At 28.7% G+C, this 23,252-nt stretch carries 18 protein-coding genes and 1 riboswitch; of the genes, 1 reads left to right on the top strand and 17 read right to left on the bottom strand.

What is annotated here, in order from left to right:
• Window positions 1–7 precede the first annotated feature (7 nt).
• The 9 genes from BHW04_RS03710 to BHW04_RS03670 all read right to left on the bottom strand — a co-directional run bounded on the left by BHW04_RS03710 (window position 8) and on the right by BHW04_RS03670 (window position 10,563).
• Window positions 8–787, bottom strand: coding sequence for an electron transfer flavoprotein subunit beta/FixA family protein (locus BHW04_RS03710; RefSeq protein WP_022212076.1), 780 nt, complete (start codon window positions 785–787; stop codon window positions 8–10).
• Between the two features lie 19 nt (window positions 788–806).
• Window positions 807–1,946: an acyl-CoA dehydrogenase gene (locus tag BHW04_RS03705; RefSeq protein WP_022212075.1), complete on the bottom strand. Its 1,140-nt coding sequence runs from the start codon at window positions 1,944–1,946 to the stop codon at window positions 807–809.
• A gap of 61 nt (window positions 1,947–2,007) precedes the next feature.
• On the bottom strand, window positions 2,008–2,790 hold the full coding sequence (locus BHW04_RS03700) for a short-chain-enoyl-CoA hydratase (RefSeq protein WP_302698924.1): 783 nt from the start codon (window positions 2,788–2,790) through the stop codon (window positions 2,008–2,010).
• Window positions 2,791–3,000: 210 nt separating this feature from the next.
• Window positions 3,001–3,627 carry a redox-sensing transcriptional repressor Rex gene (locus BHW04_RS03695; RefSeq protein ID WP_302698922.1) on the bottom strand — a complete coding sequence of 209 codons (627 nt, stop codon included), beginning with the start codon at window positions 3,625–3,627 and terminating at the stop codon, window positions 3,001–3,003.
• Between the two features lie 415 nt (window positions 3,628–4,042).
• Window positions 4,043–6,136 (bottom strand): heavy metal translocating P-type ATPase, encoded by a 2,094-nt coding sequence (locus tag BHW04_RS03690; RefSeq protein WP_302698921.1) that lies wholly within the window; start codon window positions 6,134–6,136, stop codon window positions 4,043–4,045.
• A gap of 14 nt (window positions 6,137–6,150) precedes the next feature.
• Window positions 6,151–6,516 carry an ArsR/SmtB family transcription factor gene (locus BHW04_RS03685; protein ID WP_302622933.1) on the bottom strand — a complete coding sequence of 122 codons (366 nt, stop codon included), beginning with the start codon at window positions 6,514–6,516 and terminating at the stop codon, window positions 6,151–6,153.
• A 191-nt stretch (window positions 6,517–6,707) separates the two neighbouring features.
• A complete protein-coding gene (locus BHW04_RS03680; protein ID WP_302698919.1) occupies window positions 6,708–9,326 on the bottom strand; it encodes a calcium-translocating P-type ATPase, PMCA-type in 2,619 nt (872 codons plus the stop codon).
• Window positions 9,327–9,555: 229 nt separating this feature from the next.
• Window positions 9,556–9,984: a PIN domain-containing protein gene (locus BHW04_RS03675; protein ID WP_022212070.1), complete on the bottom strand. Its 429-nt coding sequence runs from the start codon at window positions 9,982–9,984 to the stop codon at window positions 9,556–9,558.
• Between the two features lie 72 nt (window positions 9,985–10,056).
• Window positions 10,057–10,563 carry a hypothetical protein gene (locus BHW04_RS03670; protein WP_022212069.1) on the bottom strand — a complete coding sequence of 169 codons (507 nt, stop codon included), beginning with the start codon at window positions 10,561–10,563 and terminating at the stop codon, window positions 10,057–10,059.
• A gap of 128 nt (window positions 10,564–10,691) precedes the next feature.
• Window positions 10,692–10,764, top strand: a riboswitch (Fluoride riboswitch).
• Between the two features lie 53 nt (window positions 10,765–10,817).
• On the opposite strand from BHW04_RS03670, the gene BHW04_RS03665 reads away from it, so the two are divergent.
• Window positions 10,818–12,047, top strand: coding sequence for a cation:proton antiporter domain-containing protein (locus BHW04_RS03665; protein ID WP_302698917.1), 1,230 nt, complete (start codon window positions 10,818–10,820; stop codon window positions 12,045–12,047).
• A gap of 44 nt (window positions 12,048–12,091) precedes the next feature.
• On the opposite strand, the gene BHW04_RS03660 is transcribed toward BHW04_RS03665, so the two are convergent.
• The 8 genes from BHW04_RS03660 to BHW04_RS03625 all read right to left on the bottom strand — a co-directional run bounded on the left by BHW04_RS03660 (window position 12,092) and on the right by BHW04_RS03625 (window position 23,166).
• Window positions 12,092–12,433, bottom strand: coding sequence for a hypothetical protein (locus BHW04_RS03660; protein WP_302698916.1), 342 nt, complete (start codon window positions 12,431–12,433; stop codon window positions 12,092–12,094).
• Between the two features lie 312 nt (window positions 12,434–12,745).
• A complete protein-coding gene (locus BHW04_RS03655; RefSeq protein WP_022212066.1) occupies window positions 12,746–13,462 on the bottom strand; it encodes a M48 family metallopeptidase in 717 nt (238 codons plus the stop codon).
• Between the two features lie 15 nt (window positions 13,463–13,477).
• Complete coding sequence (locus BHW04_RS03650; protein WP_302698914.1) at window positions 13,478–16,663, bottom strand: type I restriction endonuclease subunit R; 3,186 nt, start codon at window positions 16,661–16,663, stop codon at window positions 13,478–13,480.
• Between the two features lie 190 nt (window positions 16,664–16,853).
• Window positions 16,854–18,422 (bottom strand): SIR2 family protein, encoded by a 1,569-nt coding sequence (locus BHW04_RS03645; RefSeq protein ID WP_302698912.1) that lies wholly within the window; start codon window positions 18,420–18,422, stop codon window positions 16,854–16,856.
• 111 nt (window positions 18,423–18,533) lie between these two features.
• Window positions 18,534–19,388, bottom strand: coding sequence for a Piwi domain-containing protein (locus BHW04_RS03640; protein ID WP_302698943.1), 855 nt, complete (start codon window positions 19,386–19,388; stop codon window positions 18,534–18,536).
• Between the two features lie 82 nt (window positions 19,389–19,470).
• A complete protein-coding gene (locus BHW04_RS03635; RefSeq protein ID WP_302630832.1) occupies window positions 19,471–20,358 on the bottom strand; it encodes a hypothetical protein in 888 nt (295 codons plus the stop codon).
• Between the two features lie 45 nt (window positions 20,359–20,403).
• Entirely contained in the window at window positions 20,404–21,636 is a 1,233-nt protein-coding gene (locus BHW04_RS03630) for a restriction endonuclease subunit S (RefSeq protein WP_302630833.1), read from the bottom strand.
• 12 nt (window positions 21,637–21,648) lie between these two features.
• Window positions 21,649–23,166, bottom strand: a complete 1,518-nt coding sequence (locus tag BHW04_RS03625; protein WP_302630834.1) for a type I restriction-modification system subunit M — start codon at window positions 23,164–23,166, stop codon at window positions 21,649–21,651.
• Window positions 23,167–23,252 lie beyond the last annotated feature (86 nt).

The following is a 23,252-nucleotide window of genomic DNA, read 5'->3' as shown; positions in this document are numbered from 1 at the left end:
AGCAATCCTAGATATAATGCTTTTCCTTTAATTTACCTAAAACATATGAAACTGCTTCTGGTGCACTTTCCTTTACCACTTCTCCAGCACCTTTAGCTTCTTTAGTCATAGATTTCTTAACTTTAGTTGGAGATCCCTTTAATCCTATTTGTGATGCATCAATATCAAGATCATTTGCTGTAAATACAGTTATTTCTTTATCCTTAGTGGCAAATATCCTTCCAACATTCATATATCTAGGATGGTTTAATTCAGCTATAGCAGTTAAAAGTACTGGAGTTTTAACCTTAATTATTTCATATCCATCTTCTAATGCTCTATTAACTAATAATCCATCACTTTCTACTTTAACATCTTGTACATATGTTACTTGAGGTATTTCTAAATGTTCAGCAATTTCAGGACCAACTTGTGCTGTATCACCATCAATAGCTTGTCTACCTCCAAATATAACATCATAATCTAAATTTCTTATGGCTGATGCTATTGTTCTTGATGTAGCTAATGTATCAGCTCCACCAAAAGCTCTATCTGTAATTAATATTGCCTCATCTGCACCCATACATAAAGCTTCTCTTAAAGCATCCTTTGCTTGAAGAGGTCCCATGCTTATTACTGTAATTTTTCCTCCATGACTTTCTTTTAAGCATAGTGCAGCTTCTAAGGCATGCTTATCCTCTGGATTTATTATTGAAGGAACACCTTCTCTAATTAATGTTCCTGTTTTTTGATCTATTTTAACAACAGTTGTATCTGGAACTTGTTTTAAACAAACTACTATATTCATTATTTTAAGCCTCCCTTAATTACTTTAATAAGCTTCCTGAAATAACCATCTTTTGAACTTCAGAAGTTCCTTCATAAATTTCAGTAATCTTAGCATCTCTCATCATTCTTTCCATTGGATATTCCTTAGTATATCCATATCCACCAAATAATTGAACAGCCTTAGTTGTAACATCCATAGCTACCTCTGCTGCATATAATTTTGCTCTAGCAGCATCTACTGAATATGGTTGTTTATTTTCTTTTAACCATGCAGCTTTATATACTAAGAATCTAGCAGCTTCAATTTTTGTGCTCATTTCAGCAACCATCCATTGTAATCCTTGAAATGCTGATATAGGTCTACCAAATTGTTTTCTTTCCTTCATATATTTAATAGCTTCCTCTAAAGCACCTTCTGCAATTCCTAATGCTTGAGCAGCTATACCAATTCTTCCTCCATCAAGAGTTTTCATTGCTATACCAAAACCTTTTCCTTCTCTACCAATTAAATTTTCCTTTGGAACTACACAGTTTTCAAATATAAGCTCTGTAGTAGAAGATGCTCTTATACCAAGCTTGTCCTCTTTCTTTCCTATTGAGAATCCTAGGAAGCCTTTTTCAACAATAAATGCTGATATTCCCTTAGTACCCTTTGATTTATCAGTCATGGCAAATACGATAAATGTATCAGCTACGCCCCCATTAGTGATAAATATCTTAGAACCATTTAATATATAGTTATCTCCATCTAATACTGCTGTAGTTTGTTGTCCTGCTGCATCTGTACCTGCTCCTGGTTCAGTAAGTCCAAATGCACCAATCTTATTTCCTGTACATAAGTCTCTTAAATATTTTTCTTTTTGTTCAGGAGTACCATTTTCATTTATTAATGAAGCACAAAGTGATGTATGTGCTGAAAGAATAACTCCTGTAGTAGCACAAACTTTTGATAGCTCTTCCACTGCTAGGATATAAGATAATACATCACCACCAGCTCCACCAAATTCAGTAGGGAAAGGAATTCCCATCATTCCTAACTCTCCCATTTTCTTAACGTTTTCCATTGGAAATCTTTCTGTTACATCTATTTCAGCAGCTATTGGTTTAACTTCATTAACTGCAAAATCTCTAACCATTTGCCTAACTAATTCTTGCTCCTTAGTCAATGTAAAATTCATACTTTTACCTCCCATAAATTGCCCTTATACATACTTAAACACATTTATTTAAAACAAATTATTATTTATTTTGGAAATTCTTTTCTCTTCTTTCTAGAAATGCACTCATTCCTTCTTTTTGATCTAAAGAATCAAAGCAGCTTCCGAAATCCCCTGCCTCTATTTCTATAGCCTTATCTATATCCACTTGCATACCTCTATTTATAGCATCCTTACATGTTTTAACAGCTATTGGTGCATTGGAACATATAGCTTTAGCCATAGTTCTTGCTTCATCCATTAATTTATCTAAAGGCACAACTTTATTTACTAATCCTATTGCTAATGCTTCATCAGCTTTTACCATTACACACGTATAGATTAATTCCTTTGCCTTTCCTTCACCAACAAGTCTTGGAAGTCTTTGAGTTCCACCAAACCCAGGAGTTATACCAAGTCCTGCCTCAGGTTGCGCAAACTTAGCTTTTTCAGATGCAATTCTTATATCACATGCCATTGCAAGTTCACATCCTCCTCCTAAAGCAAATCCTGAAATTGCTGCTATGACAGGTTTATCTAAATTTTCAAGTCTTCTAAATACTTTATTACCTAGTAACCCAAACTCCTTTCCACCTTTTGAATCAAGATCTTTCATTTCTGAAATGTCAGCACCAGCAACAAAGGATTTTTCTCCTGAACCAGTTAAAATTACACAGTAAATCTCTTTATCATTTTCTAAATCTTCTATCACTGCATTTAACTCTTTTAAAGTTTCAGAGTTTAAAGCATTTAAAGCTTTAGGTCTGTTTATTGTTACAATAGCAATATTACCCTCTTTTTCTAAAAGAACATTATTAAATTCCATAGTTGCCTCCCTATACATCAATCCCACATACTATTTGTTAATTATATAACAAATATCAACAAAAAAATTTATACCTTTTATAAAGTGAATCTTAATTTAATTCTTAATTACACTCTAATTATAATAACTTTTTTTTACATTTGCAACTTTATTTTCCATTCACTAACATAAAAAAAGAACAATATTACTATTGATCTTTTCTATGATTTCTTATTTATTCATCTGATAAACTAAAGTTAATAAACTTTCAGATAAATGAACATTTTCTACCTTAACAGTTTCTGGTACATGAAGATCTATTGGTGCAAAGTTCCATATGCCTTTAACTCCACCATTTACCAAAACATCACATACTTTTTGTGCATTTATTCTAGGAACACAAAGAATTCCCATATCTATATTATTTTCTTCTAAATATTCTTTAAGTTCATCTATATCTTTTATTTCAACATCTCTTATTCTCATACCTACTAGTTTTGGATTTGCATCAAAAATTGCTGTTATTCCAAGACCTATATCTGTAAACCTACTATAATTTGCTATTGCCTGCCCTATATTTCCTGCTCCAATAAGTACTGCATTATATTCTTTTCCTACACCAAGAATAGTTCCTATTTGATTATGCAACTCTTTTACATTATATCCATAACCTTGTTGACCAAAATCTCCGAAGTTATTTAAATCCTGTCTTATTTGAGAAGCAGTAAAACCTATTTTTTCACCTAATTCTTTTGAAGATATCCTATCAACATCATTTTTGACAAGTTCTCCTAAATATCTATAGTATTTTGGCATTCTTTTTATTACTGCCATAGAAACATTTTTCTTCTTTTCCATAGTATATTCTCTCACTTTCCTATATTTTACCTAACATTATGATAATTTAATTATCCTAAAAATATATTTTCTATTACCCTGTATCTCCCATAACTTTAAATACTTTGATAATATAATAACATACTTTTTTTTCTAAATCTATATTCCCTCATACATTTTCAAAATTTAACCAACAATTAACTCAACTATTTCTATAAGCTTATTTTAAGCATTTTTTAAATATATATTATAAAAATAAAGACTTATGTATAACGTAGCAGATCCGTTATACATAAGTCTCCCTAGCTAAATATAAAGCCAAATGCCTAAACAAACGGCTCTATATAAAGATACAAAATAATTTTGTATGCATCCCTATGCCTAAAATGTTCTCGACTTTCTTTATTATAGTTAAGTTGATGATTTTTGTCAATATTTATCGAAAGCATCTAGTAGAGTTAATTATGGCAATTATGGTTACTCCTACATCTGCAAATACTGCTGTCCACATATTAGCTATGCCAAATGTTCCAAGTACCATAACTAATATCTTTATTCCCAGTGCAAAAACTATATTTTGCCATAATATTTTATTAGTTTTCTTTGACACATTTATTGCATCTACTAAAGCATTTATATCATCTTTCATTAATACTATATCTGCTGCTTCAATAGCTGCATCTGATCCAATCCCTCCCATGGCAATACCTATATCTGCTCTTGCAAGTACAGGTGCATCATTTACTCCATCACCTACAAAAGCAAGTTTACCATTCTTATTAGATCTTTTCAGAAGTTCTTCTACTTCCCTTACTTTATCTAATGGTAGTAACTCTGAATGAACTTCATCAATATTAATCTTTTCTCCAACCTTGTATGCCGTCTTTTTATTATCACCTGTAAGCATTACTGTCTTTTTAACTCCAGCTTTCTTTAGATTTATTAAAGCTTCAACTGCATTCTCCTTAATCTTATCTGAAATCACTATACTACCTTTAAATTCTCCATTTATAGCACAATATACTACTGTTCCTATTGAATCCACTTCATTATATAAAATATTAAATTCATTCATTAACTTTGAATTCCCTACAAGCACTTCTTCATTATTTATTACAGCTTTTATTCCGTGTCCTGATATTTCTTTATACTCTTTTATAACTTCCTTATCTATTTCTTTACCATATTCTTTTATGATAGAAATAGCTATTGGATGATTAGAAAAACTTTCAGCCATAGCTGCTACTTCAATAAGTTTTTCTTTATCAATGCCATTAGTATTTATTTCTGTAACACTAAATACTCCTTCTGTTAAAGTACCAGTCTTATCAAATACAACAGTTTCTAAATCTTTTAATAGTTCTAAATAGTTACTACCTTTAACTAGTACACCTTTTTTTGAAGCTCCACCTATACCTGCAAAGAAGCATAAAGGTACTGAAACAACTAAAGCACATGGACAAGAAACAACAAGAAATACCAATGCTCTATAAAGCCAGGTTGAAAATAAAGCATCCTTTATAAATATTGATGGTACTACAGCTATTAATATTGCTAAAGCTACAACTATAGGTGTATATACTTTTGCAAATTTAGTTATAAATTTTTCTGTATTGGCTTTTTTATTTGCTGCATTTTCTACCATTTCTAATATTCTTGAAACTGTAGATTCACCAAATTTTTTAGTTACTTTAACCTTTAATACACCATTGGTATTTATTCCACCTGATAATATTTCATCATTAACTGCAATTTTTCTAGGAACTGACTCTCCTGTAAGTGCAGAAGTATCAACAAAACTTTCTCCTTCAACAACAATGCCATCTAAAGGAATTTTTTCTCCTGGTTTAACTAAAATCACATCTTCAACCTTCACTGTTTCAGGTGATACTTTTTTTTCTTTTCCATTTATAATAAGATTTGCATAGTCAGCTCTTATATCCATAAGTGATGATATAGAACTTCTAGATTTATTAACAGCATACCCTTGAATAGTTTCTCCTATTTCATAAAATAACATTACTGCTACAGCTTCTGGATATTGATTGATAGTAAATGCTCCTATAGTTGCCACAGTCATTAAAAAGTTTTCATCAAATACCTGTCCTTTGGCTATATTCTTAATTGCTGTAAGAACAACTTCTCCACCTATTAATAAATAACTAGCTCCAAATAATATTAATCCTAAGGTTCCTTGGAAATCACCAATTACAGCAATTAAATATAATATTGTACCAATTATAAGGGTTGGTTTTACTTCAAATTTTGCCCTTTGTACATTTGTTTTTCCAGAGACCTTTTTTTCTACTTTAACATGAGGTTCTAATGCTTCAACTATCTTTTTAATTTCATTTATGGCATGCTCTTCCTTAACTTTTCTTTCTAGCTTTACATTTAATGTTGTAGTTGTAAAATTTAAATTACTTTCTTTTACTCCTTCCATCTTGCCAACTTTTTCTTCAATCTTCCTTGCACAATTAGCACAATTTAATCCTTCTAAAGTCAATTGCAATTCTTCTTTGTTTTCCATAACCATCCTCCCTTTTATTCGCTTATATGATTTAATCCTGCATCATATATGTGTTTTATATGCTCATCGTCTAATGAATAATAAACCACTTTTCCTTCTCTTCTAAACTTAACTAATCTAGCTGACTTTAAAACTCTAAGTTGATGAGAAATAGCTGATTGAGTCATATTTAAAAGACAAGATAAATCACATACACACATTTCTGATTCAAATAGTGCACATATTATCTTAATCCTTGTTGTATCTCCAAAAACTTTAAAAAGTTCTGCCAAATCATATAGTGTTTCTTCTGCTGGTAATTTATCCTTAACTCTTACTACAATATCTTCATGAATTATATTTCCATTACAATTTTCAATTTTTCTTTCATTATTTTCCATAACTGCACCTCTTTTTCATATGAATAATTGTTCATATGTTTATATTTATATATTATGCTTGTTACCTTCTATTGTCAACAATTTTATATATTTTTTAAAAAAATTGTTACTACTAGTATTCCCTTTTAAAATAATGATTAAAAAATTATTATATATTAATAAGGAAGCCCATAAACTTCTGGGCTTCCTTATTACTTATTTTGAACTTTTTTATACAAAACTATTATTTTTAACAATTGTATAATTACTGTAGGCATAATTGCACAAAATATTAATAACAAATACTGATTACCCCTTAATGACACAACATTAAAAACCTGCTTTAAAGGTGGCATAAACAAAACTATACTTAATAAAAGCACTCCTATGCAAAATGCAAATATAGTATATATATTTGTAGTAATTCCTAATTTAAAAATAGATTTATTTCCTCTGCAATTGAATCCATGAAATAATCTTGCAAGACATAATGTTGAAAATGCCATGGTAGATGCCGCTTTAGGATTTAAATGAGGGTTTCCACCATAAAAAGATATTATAGTAAAAATAGATATTATAATACCTTCAAATGCTACTATTTTTAATAATTCTTTATTTAAAATACTTTCATTTCTACCTCTTGGTTTCTCCCTTAATAAATTACCATTACTTTTTTCCATTCCAATAGCTATAGCTGGCATACTATCAGTTAATAAATTTATAAATAATAGGTGTACTGCTGCAAAAGGCATAGGCAAATTAATTATAGCTGAATATAGAACAGCTATTATGGCTGAAAGATTTCCTGATAATAAAAACTTTATAGAATTTTTGATATTGTTATATATATTTCTACCATTTTCAACTGCCTTAACTATGGTTGAAAAATTATCATCTGTTAGTATTACAGAGGCTGCATCCTTGGATACTTCTGTTCCTGTTATGCCCATTGCCACTCCTATATCTGCTTGCTTTAGTGCAGGAGCATCATTAACTCCATCACCTGTCATTGCTACAATTTCTCCTAGTGCCTGCCAAGCTCTAACAATTCTAATTTTATGTTCCGGAGAAACTCTGGCATAAACAGCTATATTTTTCACTTTATCTTTTAACTGTTCATCATTTAATTTATCAATTTCAAGTCCTTCAATAGCTATATCACCTTTTGACATTATACCAATTTCCTTAGCAATAGCCACTGCTGTAACTTTATTATCACCTGTGATCATAACTGGCTTAATTCCTGCCATTATACATTTATAAACAGCATCTTTACTTTCTAATCTTGGTGGATCTATCATAGAAATAAGCCCTGTAAATACATAATCATTTTCATCTTCCTTTGTTATTTCTTCTCTATCTTGCAATTCTTTATAAGCAAAGGCTAAAATCCTAAGCCCCTGTTCTGATAATTGCTTATTTACAAGTATTATTTTCTTTCTTTCTTCATCACTTAACCTTCTTACACCATCAGAAGTAGTCAAATAATTAACTTTATTAATTAATGCATCTAACGCACCTTTAGTAAATAATACGCTCTTATTATTTACTATATTTACCGTACTCATTAGTTTCCTATCTGAATCAAAAGGTATTTCAGAAATTCGCTGATACTTTTCACGTATAACCAGTTCATCTAAATGAAGTTCTTCACCTAAATTTACTAAAGCAACTTCTGTAGGGTCACCAATTTCTTTACCCTCTACTGTTACTGAATCATTGCAAAGAAGGGCATTATTAATTAGGAATGTATGTGCTAAATTATCTTTTTTAAGCTCTCGTCCTTCAATAAGATTATTATCTACATAAACCTTTTGTACAGTCATCTTATTTTGTGTAAGTGTTCCTGTCTTATCGGAACATATTACTGAAACTGCTCCTAATCCTTCAACTGCTTTTAAATCTTTAATTATGGCATTTTCTTTTGCCATTTTTTCTGTTCCTAAAGCTAATACAATCGTTACTATTGAGCTTAGTGCTTCTGGAATTGCCGCCACAGCCAATGCTACAGCAAACATCAATGCATTTAATATACTTTCATTTCTGTATATTTCTAAAACAAATACTATAATACATATGGTAATTATTATTATAGCTAACTTTCCACTAAACTTATCTAATGACTTTTGCAATGGTGTTTCTTTAGCTTTAGTATTTTCCATTAAATTTGCTATCTTTCCTAACTCTGAATCCATACCAGTGGCAGTTACTACAGCTATTGCTCGTCCATAAGTTACTAATGTTCCTCCAAAGACCATATTTTTTCGTTCACTTAATGGTATTTCCCCATCACTAAGTACCTCTACACTTTTTTCAACAGCTAAAGATTCTCCTGTAAGAGAGCTTTCATTTACTTGCAATGAATGATTTTCTATTATTCTACCATCTGCTGCAATAAGATCCCCTGCCTCTAAAAACAAAATATCTCCTGGCACAATATCTTTAGATAATATCTCCTGCTTCACTCCATTTCTTATAACCCTGCATTTTGCTGCTGTAAGTGATTTTAATGCTTCTAATGACTGTTCTGCTTTAAAATATTGCACAGTTCCTAGAATTGCATTTAGAAGTATTACTACAAAAATAACTAAAGTACTTTCAACATTATCGGTAATTATAGATATAATTCCAGCAACTATTAATATGCCTACTAATAAATCCTTAAATTGATTGAAAAATACTTTCAAAATACCTTTTCTCTTTTTTTCTTTTAAAGCATTATTACCGAAGCTTTCCATTCTTTTTTCTACTTCCTTATCTGATAGCCCCTTTTCCGTAGTTTGAAATTCTTTTAATATAGTTTCACTATCTTTAGCATATAACTTTTCCATATAATCCCTCCATTCATTTATTAAATAATATTTTTAGATAAATAAAAAAGACCTTTAATATAATTCTTAATTCCTAAGAATTATATTAAAAGTCTCGTTACCATTAGGTGGCTTATAGCACCAGGCAATGCCGGGATTGTTGATGCTATAATTTAAACTACTCCCTTTTAAAATCATAAATATTTTGTGCTTATGTTATTTTTAAAATTATATGTGTATCATTACTATATTATTCTAAAACTATTTCAGGAATTTCAGTTATAGCTGTTTCTATATCCTTATTTCTTACCTTAAATGTATTAATATAATTGACTTCATAATTTCCTCTAATGGTATTTTTTATAAAGGTAACAGGATTTTCATATCCTTTATCATTAGAAACAATATAAAATTCACATCCACTTAAGGGATACCTAGATATCATAACTCCTAAAAAGGCTATAAGGCATTTCCCCATATCATTATCTTCATCAACTACACATTCTTCAAACCAATACTTTATTTGCTTTTCCTTTAGTTTATTCATTAAATATCCATCTATCTTATGGGCATTTGGAGATATAAAAAAATGTACTTCATCTCCTTTTCTAGCATTATACAGCTCTATAAAATCATCATTAAATTCATTTTCACAATCCACTAAAAAAATCTTACTCATTAATTTACTTCCCTCTATTCTACACTTTTTATGACTTTATTTTCCATAATATTATTTTTAATCTTAGATTAATTATAGCTCTTCATAAACTTTCCATACATCATAGGTATCTTCACCTCTATATTGTGTATATATAAGATCTTTTTCTTTTGGATTACTATATACTGTTAAACTCTGAATAAAAGAATAACTATCCTTAATATCACTTTTCACTAAATTTTCACTCCCACCATAACTACTTATTCTTCCTGACCTTTCAAAGCCTTCTGGTAAAGCTTTTACCGAACTATCAAAATAATAAACATTATCATTTACATCCACATATGGTAGTATTATGCCCTCATCATTTAATGCTACTTTATAGGAACTATCTTTACCTAAATAAAACTTCGTTCCTTTAGAATCCTTCATAACTACTGAACCTGATGGCAAATATTTTTCTACAGTGGCTCCCTTTTCAACATATTCATCAACATTATATTTATTTTTAATATTATCTTCATTTACTTCAGTATTTCCACAGGAAACAAAAGACATTGCTGATATTCCTATAACTGCTGCTAATATAACCTTTTTCATTATTTCTCCTCCATTTACCTCTTACTTATATGTATATAATACCATATCTCTATATTTTTTACATATATTTCCTCTATTTTTACTTCTTATTTATATATTGAATACTAAGATAGATTTTGATATAATTCATTAACGTAGGGAATGAAGTTCTCCCTTGATTAATATCAAAACTGCGTAATAGCTGATGACTTCTACAACTTTTTTTGTTGTGGAATTCATTAGCTTTTTTTATTATTTTAAACTGGAGGTTTCTTATGTTAACTAAAATTATACTAATTATTTTAAGCTTAATTTTAATAGGATTCTTAGCACATTTTAGCGGAAAGCTAGCTGAAAAATTAAAATTACCTTCTCTTATAGGCATGATTCTTATTGGAATGATTATAGGTCCTTCTTTTCTTAATCTTGTGCCAAAAGCAACTTTAAATATAGCTCCTACATTAAAGGATATTGCCTTAGTTACTGTACTTTTCATTGGCGGACTTGGCATAAGCTTAAAGCAAATGAAGCAAATTGGACGCCCTGCAATATTATTAAGTGTTGTTCCTGCCACATTAGAAGGATTGACCATTGCTTTTTTAGCAACCATATTTTTAAAATTCACCTTTGTACAAGGTGCCATACTTGGATTTATTATTGCAGCTGTAAGTCCAGCTGTTTTAGTTCCTTCCATGGTAGATTTGATAAATAGAAAAATAGGACAGGATAAAGCTATTCCTCAAATGCTTTTAGTTGGAGCATCTGCTGATGACACTGTAGCCATAACACTGTTTACTACTTTTATCAGCATTTATTTTGCAGGTATAAATGGTGAATCTGTTTCTATTATTAATGAACTTATTTCTATTCCTTTAACTATTATTATCAGTATTTTTATTGGCTGGATTTTATCATTAGCCACTAAAGCCTTATTAAAAAATATTAATTCACAAAACATAAGAGTATTATCCACATTTTCTCTTTGTCTTTTAATAAGATTTGTGGAAAACTATTTTCATTTAGGAGGTTTTAATTCATTATTAACAATTATGATTTATGGTTTCTTTTTAAGAACATATTTAGGTGATACTGCTAAGAATATACAAGATAAAATTAATGTTGTATGGAAGTACGGCAAACTATATCTCTTTGCTTTTGTAGGAATGGCCATAAACCCTACTTTAGTAGGTGAATATATCTGGATTGGAGTTATTATGCTTATGATTTCCTTAAGTATTCGCTCCATAGGTGTCCTTATTTCATTGATAGGTACAAATTTAAGTATAAAAGAAAGAATCTTTTGTGTAATAGCTTATCTTCCTAAAGCAACTGTTCAATCTGCCAAAGCTGGTATTCCACTACAAATGGGTATAGCTGGTGGAGAAATAATGCAAGCTTTAGCCATATTAAGCGTATTAATTACAGCTCCTATAGGCGCCATTGGAATAAAACTTACTTCACCTAGATTTTTATCTCAAGGTTATTCTGGAGAATTATCAGCTTAATAAATAAAATAAGATATGGTTATAGAAAAATCTATGTCCATATCTTATTTCTTATTCTCATATTCTTTTCTAAGCTGCTTTACTTCTTCTAATGATAAATCACATTTTTTTGCAATCATTTGGTCATTTAATACATCTAGTAAATTTCTTGCTATTTCTCTTTGTTTTTCAATTTTTCCTTCTTCAATTCCTTCATTAAATATCTTTTGCCCTAATGGTGACATACGTATCTTCATTCCTAATTCATCACTAATTTCAATATTAAATTTTAATGCCAATGATAATAAAATAGTTTGACATTGGTTTTTCACATCTTTATCACTAATATCTGTACTTAACTCTAGTGCAGACTCTATTACTTTATCTTTACTAATTTTACTATCCATTAATGGAGTAAATTCTAACCATGCAATATCAGTTAATGTAAGTTCTTTTCATAAAACTAATTTTTCTTAGAATTATTGTTGCTATATTTTCTAATAATTATAGTTAATAATTTAATATTAATGCTATTTTTAATTCTTTAATTAACAAAATCATTGCTATTATCAATAAAATAATAAAGAAGATGGTATATTCTTATAATCTAAAATTACACCAACTATTATGGCTACTATAATTCCTTCGCAAACAAAATTCTTAATTGTTTTTATCATAAAATCCTAATCCCCTTCTGTAATCTTTAGATTTATATTTAATTATAAATCCATTTTTATCCCATAATCCCTAAGCCATTCTTTTCTTACTTCATAATCAGCCATTACAGAAGAAACTAAATCCCAAAACTCTTGTGAATGATTCATATAATACATATGACACATCTCATGAACAATTATATAATCAAGAGCTGTAGATTTAGCCATTACACATCTCCAATTAAATAAAAGTTCATTATTAGAAGTGCAACTAGCCCATCTTTTCTTTTGTTCTTTAACCTTTATGGCACTTGGCTTTTTATTGAAGAACTTCTGATAATATTTAATTCTTTTCTTTACCTGTTCATCAGTTTTTTCCCTATACCAAGCTTCCATGGCTTTTTTTATTAATTCATCATTCTTTTCTTTAACATAAACATGAAATTTTCCTCTAAATAATTTAACACTTGATCCATTCTGTAAATTTTCATCTACATGAATTTGTAGAGAATAATTTCTTCCTAAATAAATAAAAGATTCTCCATTTACAAACTCTCTATTAACTCTTTTACTCTCAATATTTCTAAACTCAAAAAGCTTTTGAACTATCCAAGCTCCTTTAGACTTAACAGATTCCTTAATTTCTTTCTCACTGGTACCTACCGGAGCCACTACAGTAATTTTCTTAGGTGGCTCAACAGAAATACTCATTGTTTTTCTATTCTTAAATTCAACATTGAATTCTATATTTTTAGTTCCGTACTTAACACTGTACTTCATATTTTTATCGCCTCTTTAATTTAATACATCAAAATGTATCTTAGCTAAATTTAATAATGGTTCCATTATCTTTTCCCTAACATCTCTAGGAATTCTCTTAGCATATTTCTTAATTATCATAAGCTTAATAGCTCTTTGAATATCATTAGTTTTACTTTGATTAATTACCCAATCAATAACGTAATTATCTTTAACCACAGCTTTGACATCTTTCGCTATTTCCTTGGAAATTTCCATTGTTTCATCGCTAATATATGTTGCCTCTTCTTCTTTAAGTTTAAATTCATTTGCATCATCTTCTAAATACTTTCTAATAACTTCAAAGAAAGCAAACTCCTTTTCATCAAGTCCTAAATCATTAGCTTTATTAGAAGCTCCTGTTTCAACATCATTTTTAATAAACTCTTCTAGTTGCTTCTTTCTTGCAATCCAGTCATTTTTAGTTTCATCCAAAATTCTTTGAAGTCTTTCAAATAAGGATTCATAGTAAACTGGATTCTCTTTTATTTTTACATTAATAATATGCTTTATAGCATGTTCCATAGCTGATGCTTGTGCTTCATCTGATTTTAGAGTATTTACTTTGGCTTTAAAATTATCTTCAAATAAAGTTATAGGTTCAATCCATCCCCTAACTCCAAGAGATTTTAAGTGATTTTCAATTATTTCTCTTACCTTTTCACCACAATCTGAAATATCTATAGAATCACTTGGATTGAACTTAGCTTTTGCAGCAGCTCTAATATAAGAAAGCCATCTTAAATCATTTAAAATATCTGTATCTACATGAGCAGGTAATAAACTTTCTACTGCTCCAGAAAACTTTTTGTACATAAGCTCAAATTCCGCCCTTTTATCATCAGGCTCAATTTTATTAACTAACTCATCTAAATTGTTTTTATTTATACCTCTGAACATAGACATTATAGCCTCTCTATAAGAAAGCATTTCATTATATAAATCATCTAATGATTCCATAGGCTTACCTAAATCTTCTTTATCAAAAATAGCTAATGCTTCTTCTAAGAAGTTGGAAATACCATAATAATCAACAACATATCCACATTGTTTTATAATATTTTCTTTTGTAGTTTTACCACTTTCTAAAGTTACTTCAACTTCCCTAGTACAAGTTCTATTAACTCTAGCTATAGCTTGAAGTAATGTATGTTCCTTAAGTGGTCTATCTATATACATAACTTGCTCAATTGGAGCATCAAAGCCTGTTAAAAGCATATCTTTTACTATTAAGAAGCAAAGTTTATCTTTATTTATAGGTTGTTTAAATCTATTAATTAGATTTTCTTGCTCTGCTTTTGTAGTAAAATGTTTCTTTAAATGTGGTAAATCATTATTATCTCCAGAGAATATTACTTTAGCTTCAAAATCTTCACCTAATATTTCTGGCATGTGTTTATTTAAAGCATCATAATACTTAACACAAGCTTCTCTTGAAACACATACTATTTGAGCTTTAAATCCATTTGGAAGTATTTGCTCCTTATAATGATTAAGTAAATCAACTACTATATCGTTAATTCTTTCTTCACTTTCAACAATAGTTTTCTTAGTTCCATACTTTGCTTTTATAGCTTCTTTTTCTTCTTCAGTTCTATCGCTAAAAGCTTGGTCAAATAATTCTTCTAAAGAATCACCTACTACTTGTAAATCAGGTCTTCTGCCTTCATAAACAATCTTAACCGTAGCTCCATCTTCAACTGCTGATTTAATAGAATATTTATCTATATATCCACCAAAAGTTCTTGGTGTTGATTTATCTTCTTTATCTATCGGAGTACCTGTAAATCCAATAAAAACAGCATTAGGTAATGCAGTTCTCATATTAGCTGCCGTGTCTTTATATTGGCTTCTATGAGCCTCATCAGATAAAACAATAATATTTTGTTTTGTACTTAAAAGAGGATAATCTACAGCATATTTTTGTTTAATTTTTTTATCTTCAAATAATACTTCTCTTTCTTCAGTTTCATTTTGGAACTTCTGTATTGTTGTCATTATTATTTGTGGTTGTGGATTAGATAATAGCTTCTTCATAATATCAATTTTATCTGCTCTAACTGGAGTAGTTATTTTAGATAAAGTTCTATCAAATGTTGCATAAATTTGCTTATCTAAATCTATTCTATCTGTAACTACAACTATTGTAGAATCAGTTAACCCTTTAGTTCTCTTTATCTTTCTAGCTAAGAAAACCATAGTTAAAGACTTACCAGAACCTTGAGTATGCCAAACAACTCCACCTCTAGTAAGCTTATCTTTTCCATTAACAATTCTATCTATAGCTTTATTAACAGCTCTGAACTGTTGATATCTACAAACCTTTTTAATAACAATTCCATTATCAGCTTCAAAGACAATAAAATTTCTCATTAAATCAAGTAAATTTTTCTTTTCTAAAAATCCTTGAATAAATATGTTTTGTCCACAATCTTTATAGTTTTCTATCTCTTCTTTCTTAAATGGATGTGGGTCCTTCCATTGTGAATAGTGATTATATTTTGAGCTTATTGTTCCAACATAAGCATTATATCTATTTAAAATTCCAGTAAAGAAGTTAGTATAAAATAATCTTGGAGCTCCTTCACCTAAAGCTTCATCTCTAACATTCATATATCTTCTTAATTGTTCAAAAGCTTGTTTTTTTCCAATGCTCTCATTATTTCCTTTTTCTAAGAAAGGAGACTTAGCTTCTAAAACAACTACAGGAATACCATTTATAAAAATAACTATATCAGGGAAGATAGACTTTCCACTTAAAGTTTGAACTTCAAATTGACGAACAACTAAAAAGTCATTGTTATCAACATTATCCCAATCTATAAAATGAACAGTGTGATGCTTCTTTTGACCATCCCCATGTAAATCCTGCTCAACAGTAAAAGTTAAATCTACAAGAGCATCATAAATCTTTTCGTTTATCTCTAATAAACCTGTTCCTAAACTATTAGCTCTACTAATATATCTTATTGCTCTATCTAAATTATCTTCATTCATCCAAGGATTAAGCTTTCTTAATGAAGCTTTTAATCTTTTAGATAATACAACATCAGCTAAAGAGTCTCTTTCTCCACTTATAGAAGTTAATTCTTTTCCATGAATAAAGTTATAGCCTAATTTATTCTCTAAATATTCAATTGCTGGTAGCTCTACTAAGGTTTCTTCATTTCCTAAGTACGACATGCCAATCCCCCTAATTTCTATTGCTTTTTTTCAAATTTAATGTATAATTTAATTATAATTGCATATGTAATAAATAGTGCATATTTTATTGGTGATTTTGCTAATAAAATATAGTACTTTTTACTGATCGTTATAAAGGGTCCTAATTTAGGTAAGTGAATGTTCCTTGCTTAAATTAGGGCTCTTTAATTTATTTGTAATACTTTATCCAGTCATAAATTCTTATTAATCGCTTTAAATTTGTTCTATCACTCTGTTTCCCTTCTGTACTTAATAACTTTGGATATTCTGTTAATATATACTGTAAAAATTCACTCAATTCTTCTATAAATATTTTATCTTTATTAAGTAGAGGTATATATTCTAAACACCTCATATCACCATAATCTTTTCTTAAATCTTTTATAGTAAACTCTCCTAAATTTAAACTCTCTCTTCTTTCCTTTAATGTTTTATTTAAAAAATCATCAAATTCTGTTTTTATTGACTGGCTTACTATACTAGGTAAAACTCCATTAAATTCTTTAATATATTTGTATATTGGAATGCTTTTACTATGCTGTTTAAGCAAATTAGGTAGACTTGTTTCAACTATCATTTGTGGATTTATATCCTTATGATTAAATACTATATCATTATAAATTTCTTCTGCACTAAATGTTTCATATCCCTTTTTACCTAATTCTGAAAGTATACCAACACCTAATACAACTTCAATATCTTCTAATTTATCATCTTCTGTTAATCCTACAACTTTCATTTTCTCTGTTGCTTCATTAGTTAAAACTAATTCATATATATCTTGTTTAAGTTTTCTTAATATGGGAGCAGAATATTTAGCTTTATTTTCTAACATAGCCTCATATAATGCTTCAAATCTATTTAATTTAATTTTAGTCATTTCAATTACTTTTCCATCATCAAAGCTCAATGTATGAGATGATATTTCACTTTCATCATTAGAACTCCATTCAATGAATATTAATCTTTTCTTTAACTTTTTTAAATTTTCTTTAGATAAGCATCTCACTATAGATTTTAATATATTTCTAATATTTTCATCTTCTATAGAGTACCCCATAAATACTATTGGATGTTCTAAAAATAGAGTAAGTATCTTAGATGCTAAGTATGCATTTTTATCATCAAACTCTTTATAGTCCTCTTCATTTATTACTATTGAAGATGGATTTGTACAACATCCATGTATTTTATATATTTCACCAACACCTTGTAGTTGTGAAAAAATTAATTCTTCTTGTCCTATATATGTTTTATATCCTAGTAAAATATTTTCTAATAACAAATCATAATTAGTAGTTATAACCCCTGCAATACTCTTTTTACCAACTTTTTTTAATAACTCAAGTTCACTTTTTTGATCTTCTACAAAATTTAAACTATTATCCTTTATATATTTTGCTATTTGTATCTTAATAGGTGATACTTTATTTTTAATATCATCTCTATATTCTTCTCTTACTTCTTTGAATTTATCATCAATAAACCATTTCTTTGAAAAATCATTTCCTATTAACTCAGCAATTTTTTGATATAATCCAACTTGAATTGTAGACGACTCAGCCATACTATTGTACATTTCAAATCCAAATTCATTATCTGATATTCTTTGAGCTAAATATCTTAATAAACCTTCCCAATTCTCTAAACCTAAATATCTTCTAGATAATCCTGCTCCTACAAATAATATTGGAAGAGTGTCATGTATATTTAAAATATCTTTTATTTTATTTTTCATAAAAATTTCTCCTATAAATAAAGTTATTATCTCAATTATATACTATTTTAAAAACTATTAATCTTCTATTTAATATTAAAAAGCCACAGATTTGTCTGTGACTCTTTCATATTAAATAAAATATAAACAATTTGTATCTATGTTACTTGGTATTAAATCTCTATTTCCATAAGTCGAACTTAAATCTGCATAATATGTTGTTATAGGTAATCTTACCTTGTTTATTGCACCAACATGCATAAAAGTTAATTTATATGCATCTTCAACAATTTTTTCTATATCTAAAGAACCAAATACCCTTCTTATTCTTATTGGTTGAGCCATGCCCATTCCTTCGTATGGTTTAGTTGTACAAATAAATGCTGAATCATCTTTATAATAGCATCTTCCCATAACTGTTTTCCACTGCTTATCATCCGATATTGTTGCTATTCTTCTATTAATACCTTTAGTTATTTCAATATAATCAAATTCTATTTCTAAATTATTCATAGTATTTTTTAAGTTTTCAAGTTCTTCTCTACTTATTCCATCTCTATGAAAAGTAATATGCTTAGGTCTACATCCATATGCATTTTCGTATGAACCTACAGCTTCAAAAACTATCTCTTTTAATGTTTCCAACTTTATCTTTTCACCACTTTGTGATGCTGAAATAACTTTTGTTTTTAATACTTTACCATCCTTGCCTACAACCTGAATAACTCCTGCTTTATTAACTTTATTTTCTCTACTTACATCTAAACCTATAAAACAATCTGAATTTAGCTTTTCTTTTAAAATCCAAGGTTGTATACCACTTTTAGCATAAATACCTAATAATATATTTAAAAAAATATTATCTTTATTCTTTTCATTATAACTAAGAGTATCAAATCCAATACACTGTGTTGGAATCTCATTTCCACCACTAAATGTTTTCTTTATTATATTGTAATATTTACTTAGATTTTCTTCACTTAAAATAACTATAGTGGTTTCATTGTAATTAGACGCTATTTTCTTTAGTTCATAACTGAATATATCTTCATTATCAATTTTTATTTCTTTAAATTATATGCTCACTATTTTTAACTATATTTATAACTTCACTAACCATAAACTGCATCTTTTCATTTGTTTTTTGCTTAACTCTATTATTAAAATCTTTAAGTACATTTTGTGGTAAATTCTCAAATCTACATACTTTCTTTAATCTACTTGGTATGTAAGGAAATATACTATTTTTATTGTTTTTTACTAATACAGCTTTCATATCTTTTGGTAGCTTATTTACTATATAACCTTGATTTTTGTTTTCATAATAATCTATTATAGAACATCCCATATATTCATTAGCTTCACTTATAGTAAATGGAGCTATGCCAACATATTCATAAGTTAAATTATAAAAATAATCTTTAACCTTATCTCCTATTTTTACATTATCATTCTTTATCTCACACTCTAGTGTATTTATATATTCAAAAATATGTTTTGCATCAAAGCCTATAATAATCTCATTATTACAATTTATATTAATGTCAAAATTAAAATATCTATCTATCTTTATTCCTTTTTCATAATATACTGGTTTGTTAATATAAATTGAATTTTTAATAACCTTATATTTTTCTTTATCTATACTATCTTTTATTTCTTTTAATAGTAATCTTTCCAATATCTTTTTTTCATTACTATCTAAAGTTATAATTCTCTTCTCTACATCAATATATTTCTCACTACCCCAATTTTGTATTTCAATAAATGAAGCAATATATTGTTCATAGAAAATTATAGTAGGATTGTTATTTAGCTTAATTAATTCCTTAACTATATCATAATTTTCATTATGTTTATTTTCAAAATCCCTTACTCTCATTTTATAAATATAAATTTCAATATTATTTGCATTAATACTATTCTTAAATTCAGTTATTACATTAAACTCTCTCATTAAATATCCTCTCTTTATGTTGTCTTATATATTTATAAATTTCTTTTATACTGTAACTCTTATCATTCCTGTTAATAATTCTTGCATTAAACCCTTTTTAAGTTCTTCTAATTTTTGTTTCTTATTTTCATATTCTTCTATTTTTTTATCACTCTCTAGTAATATTGATGCAATTTTATCTTGTTCTTGTTTTTCTGGTAATGGTAATAAAAATTTTCTACACTGTGCTTGAGTTATTTTAGGTTGTGCAGAACCAGCAATATAAATTGAATAATCCTTAGCTTCTAAGTAGTAAACCATAAAGTCAATATTACATTCCTTTTTATTGATTACTCTAAATACATGAGCATGATTATTTACCCATGTTTTTCCAGATATTTTAAATGCCAAATCACTATTTCTCGAATTAAGATTTTCACCATCTTCCCCTAGTAATATTAGTTCTTCATCAAAAATATAATCATTAATCCAATCTATTACTCCTGAAGCACCATAATACGGAATATTACCTTCAATTTTCTCTCTATCACTTGCTTTTATAGGTTTTCTCATACTATCTAAAATCTCAAAAACACACTCTAATTTTTTAACATCCCACTCCTCAGGAATTTCTCCAATCTCAGTCTTTTTAAACTTTGTATGTCCAATTCCCTTAGTCAATAAAGTTTGCATTAACCCTTTCTTTAATTCTTTATTTTTTTCAATAAGAGCATCAACATTATCAATTTGCTCATCTACAGTTGAAAGAATTGAAGCTATTTTTTCTTGTTCCTTTATTGATGGTATAGGTATTAATATCTCTCTTAATAATCCTAAATTCAAACCATTCCTTGCACCATCACCAGCTAATCCTCTTATCTCAAAATATCTACTTTGTAAGTTATAATACAAATATTTTGAATTAAATACATTATAACTAGGTAAAAAACCCGCTAACGACTGATTACAAGTAAGTTCAATATTCAAGTATGCTACTGTTCCTTTAGTTTTTCCCTGCCCATTTAGAGCTATCATTACTGTATCTTTAGGCAATAATTTTGCTGCTGAATTTTCCATTCCACTCTTTGTTATTCTACCATCTACTTCATTAATTATCTTTTTATTTACATCTCCAGATGCCATCCAAGGTATATCTCCATCTTTCCAATACTTTTCACATTTAGTTGATGGTGTACCTCCTGTTTTTATCTCTGTTAATTCTCCAATTTTACTTATTTCCCATTCACTAGGTATCTCACCCAACTCAGTCATCTTATATCCTTCTCTAATTTTATTCACCAAATCACCACCCTACAGTACATCAAAGCCAAGTTCTTTTAAATATCCATTAAGCTTTTCTTTAGTTTCAACTTCTCTCTTTTCAAGTTCAGCTATTTCTCCTAAAACTTTTTGAATATCAACTTGCTCTTCTTCTTCAGTAGTATCAACATATCTACTAATATTTAAATTACAGTCATTTTCTTTAATAGTTTCAATATCCACAACAGTTGCATACTTTTCCACATCTTCAAAAGCATCAAATGTGGATACTATTTTTTCTATATCCTCATCTCTAAGCTTATTCTTATTTCCATCTTTAACAAAATCATTGCTACCATCAATAAATAAAATCTTACCTTTTCTTTCTTCTGACTTAGCCTTGTTAAGAACTAATATAGCAGCAGGTATACCTGTTCCATAGAAAATATTTGATGGAACTCCAATTACAGCTTCTATTAAATCATCATTAATAAAACCTTTTCTTATCTTACCTTCAGCAGAACCTCTAAATAAAACCCCATGAGGAACAACTGATGCCATTTTACCTTTCATATTTAAACTAGATAACATATGCTCAACAAAAGCTAAATCTCCATAAGACTTTGGTGGAATTCCATAACTAAATCTATGGAAAGCATCATGTTCTGCTTCTTCTACTCCCCAGTTCTTTAAAGAAAATGGTGGATTAGCAAGTACCTTATCGAATACCTTTAATGCTCCACCTTCTGTATGCTTAGGTTCTCTTATAGTATCACCCTTTTGAATATCTGCTCCTCTTGCTCCATGGAATAACATATTCATCTTACATATTGCCCATGTAGAAAGATTTATTTCTTGACCAAAAAGACTTAAATTCTTAGGATTTCCACCATGCTTTTTAACGTACTCTATACTTTGAATAAGCATACCACCAGAACCACAAGTTGGGTCATAAATTCTATCCCCTTCTTGAGGCTTTAAGATATTAGTAAGAATCTTAACTACTTCTGTAGGAGTATAGAATTCTCCACCTTTCTTACCACCTTGGTCTGCAAATTGTTTAATTAAATACTGATAAGCATCTCCAAGCATATCTTCTGATTCTAAATTTGAATTAGCTAAATTAATGCTATTAAATAATATTAAAAGTTGAGATAATTTCTTATCTGGAACTTTTTCTTTATCATTATAGTTAGTTGTACTTAAAACACCAACAAGCTCTGAATTTTTAGGCTCATCTTCAATTGCTTTAAATGCCTTATCTAATTCAGGTCCTATATTTAAAGTTAAATCTTTAAGCTTTGACCATCTTGCTTGTTCTGGAACAAAGAAAGTTTCATAAATACTAGCATCTTCTAAAAGTTCTTCTATTTCATCTTCTTCAAGACCATCTTCTAGGAACTCTTTTTTTCTAGCTTCTCTTTCTTCATCAAATTCATCATTTAATCTCTTTAAAAATAACATTCCAAATATATAATCTTTGTACTCTGCACCAGTTAATTCTCCTCTAAGAATATCAGCACATTGCCAAAGTGTTGATTCTAACTCTTGTAATGTAAGCTTTGACATTATAATTGTCTCCTATCTACTACATTTTTTATAGTATTAATTCTATCATAAAATAAAAGTAAAAATATAATATTATAATTTATGTT

This window comes from Clostridium sp. 29_15, from assembly GCF_001916075.1.
Lineage (GTDB): Bacteria > Bacillota > Clostridia > Clostridiales > Clostridiaceae > Clostridium > Clostridium lentum.
The sequence above is the reverse complement of the archived record's forward strand: the minus strand, read 5'-3'. Positions and strand labels throughout refer to the sequence as shown.